The sequence below is a fragment of the Zarconia navalis LEGE 11467 genome, assembly GCF_015207075.1.
In the GTDB taxonomy this organism is placed as follows: domain Bacteria; phylum Cyanobacteriota; class Cyanobacteriia; order Cyanobacteriales; family Geitlerinemataceae; genus Zarconia; species Zarconia navalis.
The window spans coordinates 1-8,000 of sequence record NZ_JADEXN010000218.1; the positions used below are offsets into that span (position 1 = coordinate 1).

The window sequence follows — 8,000 nt, forward strand, 5'->3', positions numbered from 1 at the left end:
GACAAGGTGTTTATCGCGATGTCTATAACTACGGCGGGACGGTACAACAAATCAACAGTACCGTTGGCGATAGCTACAACATCAGCCCGCTTATTGCCCCCAATATTGGGATCGGTGGTTTCACCCAACCCAGTGAGGTTGGATCTGCCAATGGCAGTATCACCCTAAATCTCGATCGCACCCTTCCGGCTCAAGTCGTTGTTGACTACACCCTCGGCGGAACGGCCACACCGGGAACGGACTACAACCTCCAATACAACGGCACGGAACTCAACGGTGAGGTGACGGTTCCGGCGAATACGAATACCATCACCCTCGATATCGTTCCCGTTGATGAAGATGATTACGATCCCGGCGAGACGATCGAATTTACCCTGAACGACGGCGTACTCTACGACCTCGACGGCACGACGAACGGAACCGTTGAGGTGAACGACAACGAACCTGTCGTCAGCATTTCTACCGTCGATACTTTCACCGAAAACAGTTCCCTCCAGGACGTTTTTACGATCTCTCTGGATAAACCCGCACCGCAAAACCTGACGATTCCCTATACCGTCGGCGGAACGGCCACACCGGGGAACGATGACGACTACGAACCTTTATCCGGTCAAGTGACGATCGCCCAAGGCGAAACCCAAGCCAAAGTCGCCATCAAAGCGATCGACGATGCGATCGAAGAAGGAAACGGCGAAACCATCGTCCTTTCTCTCAACGATTCGGGCGGGGAGAAATATCTCGTCGATAATGACAACAAAGAAGCGCGGGCGATTCTCCTCGATGGCAACACCGTTCGCGAACCCAGCCCCAGCGACGATTTTATCCTGATCCAGAAAACTGGATCGCGCACCTACGTTGAGGAAGGTAGCAACCAACCCGACCAAATTCAGATCGTGCTGGTGAAACGGCCAGCGGCCGATGTAACAATTTCTTTCGACACCGGCGATCAACTTGAAGAGATCCCCGACGTAACCATTCCCCTGGCCAACTGGGCGGAACCGGTGACGATCGATGTTTACGCCAAATCCGATACCAAAGTCGAACCCGAAGATGCCAATATCGATCTAGCCTTCACCCTAACTAGCGGTGACGGAAATTTTGACAGTCTCGAAGTTCCCGCACTGCCTGTCGTCGTTGCCGATATCCAACTCGAAGGCAACACTGTCAGCGAAGGTTTCGATGCACTACTGCGCCAAATCAACGACCTAATCGCCCAACAGCTTGATGCCACGGAACTGCCTCTCATCGGCTCTCTAGGAGACTACACCCCCGACTTCATCGAAACCTTCCGCGAATTCCTCATCAGCGAACTCGCATCCGGCGGTACGGCAACCACCTCCAAGATTGCCGACACGATCGAAAATTCAATCCAGCAAGCCCTCGACAGTACGGGTCTAAACACCGATGTGGAGGTAAACCTCTCCGCTGGACTCGAAGAAACCACCTTCGATATCACCATCGGCAGCGAATACGAGATCGAGACAGACCTAAGTGCCGACCTTGGGATTCCTGCCATTGGTCTGAATATAGACGGCAAAGCGGTCAGCGGTTTCGAGTACGAGTTAGGTTTGGGAATCGGCTGGCACAAAGACTTTGGCTTCTACGCCGATACAGACAAAACTGGCTTCCAAGCCAACGTGGGGATCGAGCTGAACGAAGACTTCAAAGCCCTAGGAAATCTCGGGTTCTTGCAGCTTGAGGCGAAGAACAATCCTGACAATCTGACCCAAGCGGGTATTGACTTCAATGTAAACCTCAACGATCTCGACAACGTTCCGACGATCCAATACCTCGATGCCAATGCTAATGATGTGTGGGATGCAGACGAGCCGAACGTCTCCCAACAACCCGACGGCAGCTTCCCCGAGTTACCAGTCGTCGGACGCTTTGACACCAACCGCAACGGTACCTACGACGGTGATGAAGGGGAAATTAAGACCCAGGACGCACCGGACGATGGCGATCGCCTTACCCTGAGCGAACTGCGCCGCGACTTCGAACTCGGCGAACTGTTTACCCCCGAACTCCAAGGCGGAGCCAACCTGGGCTTGCAGCTCGTCACCAGCGTCAACGGCAGCTCGGCGATTCCCAGTTTCTTGCTCGATCTCAATGTAGACTGGGATGCCTTCGGTTACAAAGACGGGCAATTTACCAAGCCTTCAGTCCCGCAGGTTTCCTTTGAAAACATGAAAGTCGATGTGGGCAGCTTCGCGAGTAACTTTGCCCGCCCGATTTTCCAGAAGGTAGACCAAGTCGTCAAGCCATTCCGCCCGTTTATCGACTTCATCCAACAAGATCTAAGCTTCTTATCGAGTCTGAACATCAATAGCCTTTTCGGTCAAACAATTGATGCGAATAACGACGGAAAGAAAACATTCCTCGAATTTGTCGCCGTTCTACCCCAAAATAAATTTAACGTCCGACCGTTTGTGACGACTCTCAACCAAATTGAGTCCGTCTCGACAATTATCGAAAGCCTTGCAGCTGTCGAAGATAACTTCTTCATCGAGCTAGGTTCCTACGATGTCGCCACACCGACTCGCAGTGGTGGTTACCGCCCTCCGGGTCAACCCAGCTCGCGGTCGAGCAGCTTCAAGTTTGGCGTACCGACCTTCACCATAGAGGATTTCTCGAAGGGTTTGCAGGAGATGTTCGACAACGACCCCGAAACCCAGCTCAGTTGGCCGGGTCTGTCCCTCAATGACTTCTCTGGGGGGCTGAAGAAACTCTTCTCCGAATCGAGTGCTTTGCGAGCGACCCTTGGTCTCAACTGGAAGAGAATTACCCTCAATGACTTGGCTCGCGAGTTTCCCATCTCCGGTAGCCCCAATCTCTCCCTCGGTTCCCCCGTCGGCTCCTCTGGGGTGAAGCTGCGGGACTTTGCTTTGGGTCTAAGCGACCTGATGGCTGGAAATGCCTCCTTTGACTGGTCGAAATTTTCTCTAGATGACTTTGCCATCGGTCTTCAAGCTATCCAAGCTGGGAAAGCGGGTCGCAGCGCGCAGAATCTCGACCTAAGCAAAATCTCCTTCAAAGACTTTACTAACAAGATCGAGCCACTGTTTGCCAGCGGGAATTTCAGTTTCGGGAATTCCAGTAATACTGAGGCTCCACAGGTTTCCCTACCAAAAAACGGGCAGGTTGACGTGGATACGCAACTCTCGACAACCGGTTCTGGAAAAGAACTCCTCGGCTCTCTCAAAGGAAGTGCCTTCGACTTCCCCATCCTTACCAATCCGACAACAGCGATCGACCTGCTTTTGGGCAAGGAAGCCACGCTCTTTACCCTCGATATCCCACCTCTAGAACTGGGTGCGGATTTCACGGCGAGTTCCATTATCTACACGCCGCCTAACGTTACCTTGGGTTTAGGTGGCAGCGTTGGCATCGGCACCGATCTGGCTTTCGGATTCGACACCAAGGGGCTATTGGACTGGTCGAAGCAGGATTTTGCCCTCGATAAGGCCTATCTCCCCTTCGACGGTTTCTACGTGAGCGATCGCGCCAATGCCGACGGAACCGGAGCCGATGTGGATGAAATTACCGGCAGCTTGGGCGTAGCGCTCGAACTTGGGGTCGGCGCTGGGATTGAAGGCTTTGCCCGAGGCGGTCTGCTCGGAACCGTCGGCGTGGACTTCCGGGATACGGGAGAAAGTACGGGAACCTCCGACGGGAAAATTCGCGCCCTCTCGGAGATCGGGGCAAATATCACCAAACCCTGGCAGCTCTTCAACCTTCAAGGAGCGCTCTCTGCAAGTGTCACCCTTGGGGTCAGACTTAACTTGGGTGTTTTGACCCAAGATCTCTATTCACACACATTTGGACCGTTTACCCTGGCCACCTTTGAATACGGCGAAAACGGCTTTTCCGTTGCCACCGCCTTTGATGGCCCGATTGCCGGGGCGACGGTCTTTTTGGATGCCAACCTCAATGGCCTCCAAGACCCCGACGAACCCTATACCCTCACCCAAATCGATGGCAGCTACAAACTGGCGATGCCCCTGGAAGTCTACGACAGCAACGGCAACGGTCAGATCGATCTGAGTGAAGGACAAGTGGTGGTCACCAACGGCTTCGATATCGACACCTACCAAGATCAGCGCTTCGATTTCGTTACCTCACCCCAGTGGGAGGTTGCATCGCCCCTGACGCTGCTGGCGATGAAGCTCGAACAACCCGATCCGGTCAGGGTAGAAGCTCAAATCGAAACGGCTTTAGGGCTGCCTGCCGACTTCAAGCTCTACGAAGACAGCCCCCTCGACGGGATCGTCGCTGGAGATGCTGCTGCAGCAACCGTCTTCCGCACCCAAGTGCAACTGCAAAACCTGTTAATTCTCGGCAGCAACACTTTGGGAACCGAGGACGATCGCAAACCTGCTGCCTTTGCCCTGATTCAGGAACTCGTCGGGCGCGCTCAAGCCGGCGAGTCCATCGACCTGAGCGATGCCGAACAACTCCAGAGCATCATCGAGAATGCCGCAACTGCCCTGGGGGTGACACCGACGGACTTCGAGATTGCCTTCGACGAATTGGTGTTCCTCAATGAGGAAATTGCCAAAATTAGCGGTAGTGGTGAAAGCGCCCGCGCGGCGATCTCCGAACTCATCCCCTACGACATCGTAGATGACAGCTACCTCAACATCCTCGAAACCCCGTGGGTCAGCTTGCTGCGCGCTGCGGTTCCCGAACCAGATACGGAGAAAGCAGTCGAAACCGTACAAGATGCCCTGGGTCTGCCGAAGAACCTCGATATCGGTAGCTACAACCCGATCGATGAAATTACCAACGGTAGCCTTCTGGGTCTGGAAATCTACGCCAAACAGGTACAGCTCAACGCCACCTGGACGCAACTCGCGGAAATTGCCATCGGCTTGGGGGTTGAAGATGCCGATAATACCGTTATCGATCGCTTCATCGCCGCGATCGATTCTGGGAAGGTTTACGACAACCTCGGAGATGCCGTTCAAGTGGCAGAACTCCTAGAAACCCTCGCGCCGGGACTCGATCGCGAACGGGCAGCCGCCGCCGTCCGGGTAATTGCCGATCGCAATGCCAAGATGAACGAGTTGGTGGCAGCGGCCCAAACCGGAGACGACCTCAAAAACCTGCGACTCCAAATTGCTGACGAACAGCGCCTCGCCCAGGGTCTCCAGGCGACTCTCCTGCAATCGCTGACCATCGGGGAAATTACCGTCGAACAGCTCGATCTGCTCATCGAGTACAACATTTCGAGCAACAGCCCGATCGTCATCGAAAATATCATTGACGGTACGGAAAATGACGATACCTTAATTGGAGACGATCGCAACGATGCGATAACTGGATTTGCCGGCAACGACCTGATTCAGGGCAACGGCGGTGACGATCGCATCTTCGGAAACCAAGGAAACGACTCGATCGACGGCGGTGAGGGGAGCGACATTATTGCTGGGGGTAAAGACGACGACCTCCTCCAAGGGGGTGCGGGCTTAGATCTCATCTTCGGCAACAAAGGAAACGATCGCCTTGAAGGGGGCGAAGATGTCGATAACCTCCACGGAGGTCAAGGCAACGATTCTCTTTTCGGTGAAGCCGGAGACGATCTGCTACAGGGCGAAAAAGGCGACGACCTCCTTGAAGGGGGTGACGGCAACGACATGATCGTTGGGGGTGAAGGAATCGACACTCTTCAAGGCGGTAACGACGATGATTTCATTTTCGGCAATATCGGAAACGATCTCATTGACGGGGGAGACGGAAACGATACCGTTGCCGCTGGTAAGGATGACGACTCCGTATCCGGTAGCGCCGGTGACGACTGGCTGTTTGGCAACATCGGAAAAGATGCGCTAGATGGCGGTGAGGGCAACGATACCCTCGCTGGAGGAAAGGATGATGACTGGCTGCTGGGGAACACCGGAGATGACGTACTCTACGGAAATCTCGGCAACGATCTCCTCTACGGGGCAGATGGGAACGATACCCTCGCTGCTGGGAAAGATGACGATATGGCCTTTGGGGAACTCGGAAACGACGCGGTGTTCGGCAACATCGGTAACGACACCCTCGACGGTGGCGACGGCAACGACTACGTTGCTGGCGGTCGGGATAACGACAGCATCGTCGGCGGTCTGGGTGACGATACCCTTTCCGGTGACTTGGGTGATGACAGCTTAACTGGAGGCGGCGGCAGCGATCGCTTTATCTTAACCCTCGACACCGGTAACGATATCATTGCCGACTTCACCGATGGCGTAGACTTGCTGGCGGTTTCTGCCGACTTACTTGCCGAACTGCAACAGCGTCCGGCGATCGCGGTTAATACTGCCCAGGGTGCGAAAATCGAACTCGGTAGCGGTTCAGTACTGCTGCCTGGATTCAATGCAGCAGGAATCGATACGAACGATTTCGTCAGCTTAGTCTAAGCGAGAACCAACACGCTCGGACCAGATCTCCCCCCAAAAAAGTAAGCCAAAGAAGACGGTAAGAAACCGATCGAAGTTTATGCCGCAAAAAGAGTGGGGGCGGGTGAGAATTTAGCAAAATATTCGATCGCTAAATGCTCTGAATCGATAGAGAGCGATCGCCTCAAAGGAGTCCTCAACGGGGACTCCTTTCTCTATTTCGGTCTGAGTCAACTGTCTAAACGGCTAATGTACCATAGCAAAAGCAGGTCGATCGACCCAATAAGCTCTATTCAATATTCTCCGCCCAGCTCAGGTCTATAGCAGTCTATAGCAGTTCGTGCCCTTTTCGTTACACATTTTCAGCGATCGGGAACGGGGAATGGATAAGACTTATTTCCTCAGTCGTGTAAATAAACTGATGACGAAGCGCTATATATCAACTGAAAATTAAATTGTTAAGTTAAATGAAGTAGAGTGCCGTTCCGAAAATTTACTGAAGTCAGTTTGGTTTTCGTTGAGTTAGATTGAAAAAAACAGGTGCGTATTTAAAGTAGAGTCAACCCTCGAAACTCAGTTCAATTTCCAATTTCATAGAACTCGATGCAGTATGCATATAACGCTTCATTTAAATTTTATCGAATCAATTATTTACCATTTCAAAGTTTATTTCAGTCAAATTAATGAGTAAAAGTATTGTTTCGCTCCATGAGCCATTTAAAGCTTCCTCATAGATAAAGAGCTAGCTCGCTCAATATTATTCGCTTGTTTTCGATTCAATAATATCTATTAAATCCGATCGATTTAAATAAAATCAGACGGAAAATCGCTCCGATACTTTTGCTTATCTAACAATCGATCTGCTAGCAAAAAGCCTCCTACTTTTCTGTCTAGGAGGATAATTCTTGCTGGCTTTTAATTGCCTATAAAACTATTTTCAACTCACCAAACAAAGCAATAAAGCCAATAAATATTCAGAAAAATAATGAACTCTAACACTTCTCCTGCCAACGTTGTCTTCGTCGATTCCCGCATGGAAATCGATACCTCCCAAGTCGAGCCGGGAACCCAAGTCGTCCGCATCGACCCCACCGAAAACGGTATCGCCCGGATTTCCGAAGTGCTGGCAACCCATCAAAATCTCGATAGCGTGCAGGTTATCGGACATGGCAACGAGGGGAGTCTATTTCTGGGAGATGTGGAGTTGAACGACTCCACCCTGGCGCAGTACGAGGGGATGGTGCGGGGTTGGGGTGGTTCTTTATCCGAAGAAGGCGACTTACTGCTGTTCGGTTGCAACGTGGCGGCTGGGGATATTGGTAAAACCTTCGTCCAGCAGATTGCCGAACTCACCGGGGCAGACGTGGCGGCTTCGACGGATTTAACCGGGAATGCCGACCTCGGTGGCGATTGGGAACTGGAGTATCAGACCGGAGAAATTGAGGCAACATCGGCGTTACACTTGGAAACCCTCGCCGCTTACGAAGGTACGTTGATTGCCGTGGGCAGCGAAGCGACTCTTCGTAGTGCTATTTCAAGTGGTGCATCGGAAATCGAGCTATCGGCCAATATTACCCTCAACGGCACCCTACCCAATATTACGTCCAACGTCACCAT

General features: G+C 52.5%; 2 protein-coding genes. Both read left to right on the forward strand.

Annotated elements, in window-relative coordinates; translation table 11 throughout:
• The coding region (locus IQ235_RS12530) for a Calx-beta domain-containing protein (protein ID WP_319592586.1) at positions 1–6,404 on the forward strand (6,404 nt) is incomplete at its 5' end.
• Positions 6,405–7,368: 964 nt separating this feature from the next.
• The coding region (locus tag IQ235_RS12535; protein ID WP_264321796.1) for a DUF4347 domain-containing protein at positions 7,369–8,000 on the forward strand (632 nt) is incomplete at its 3' end.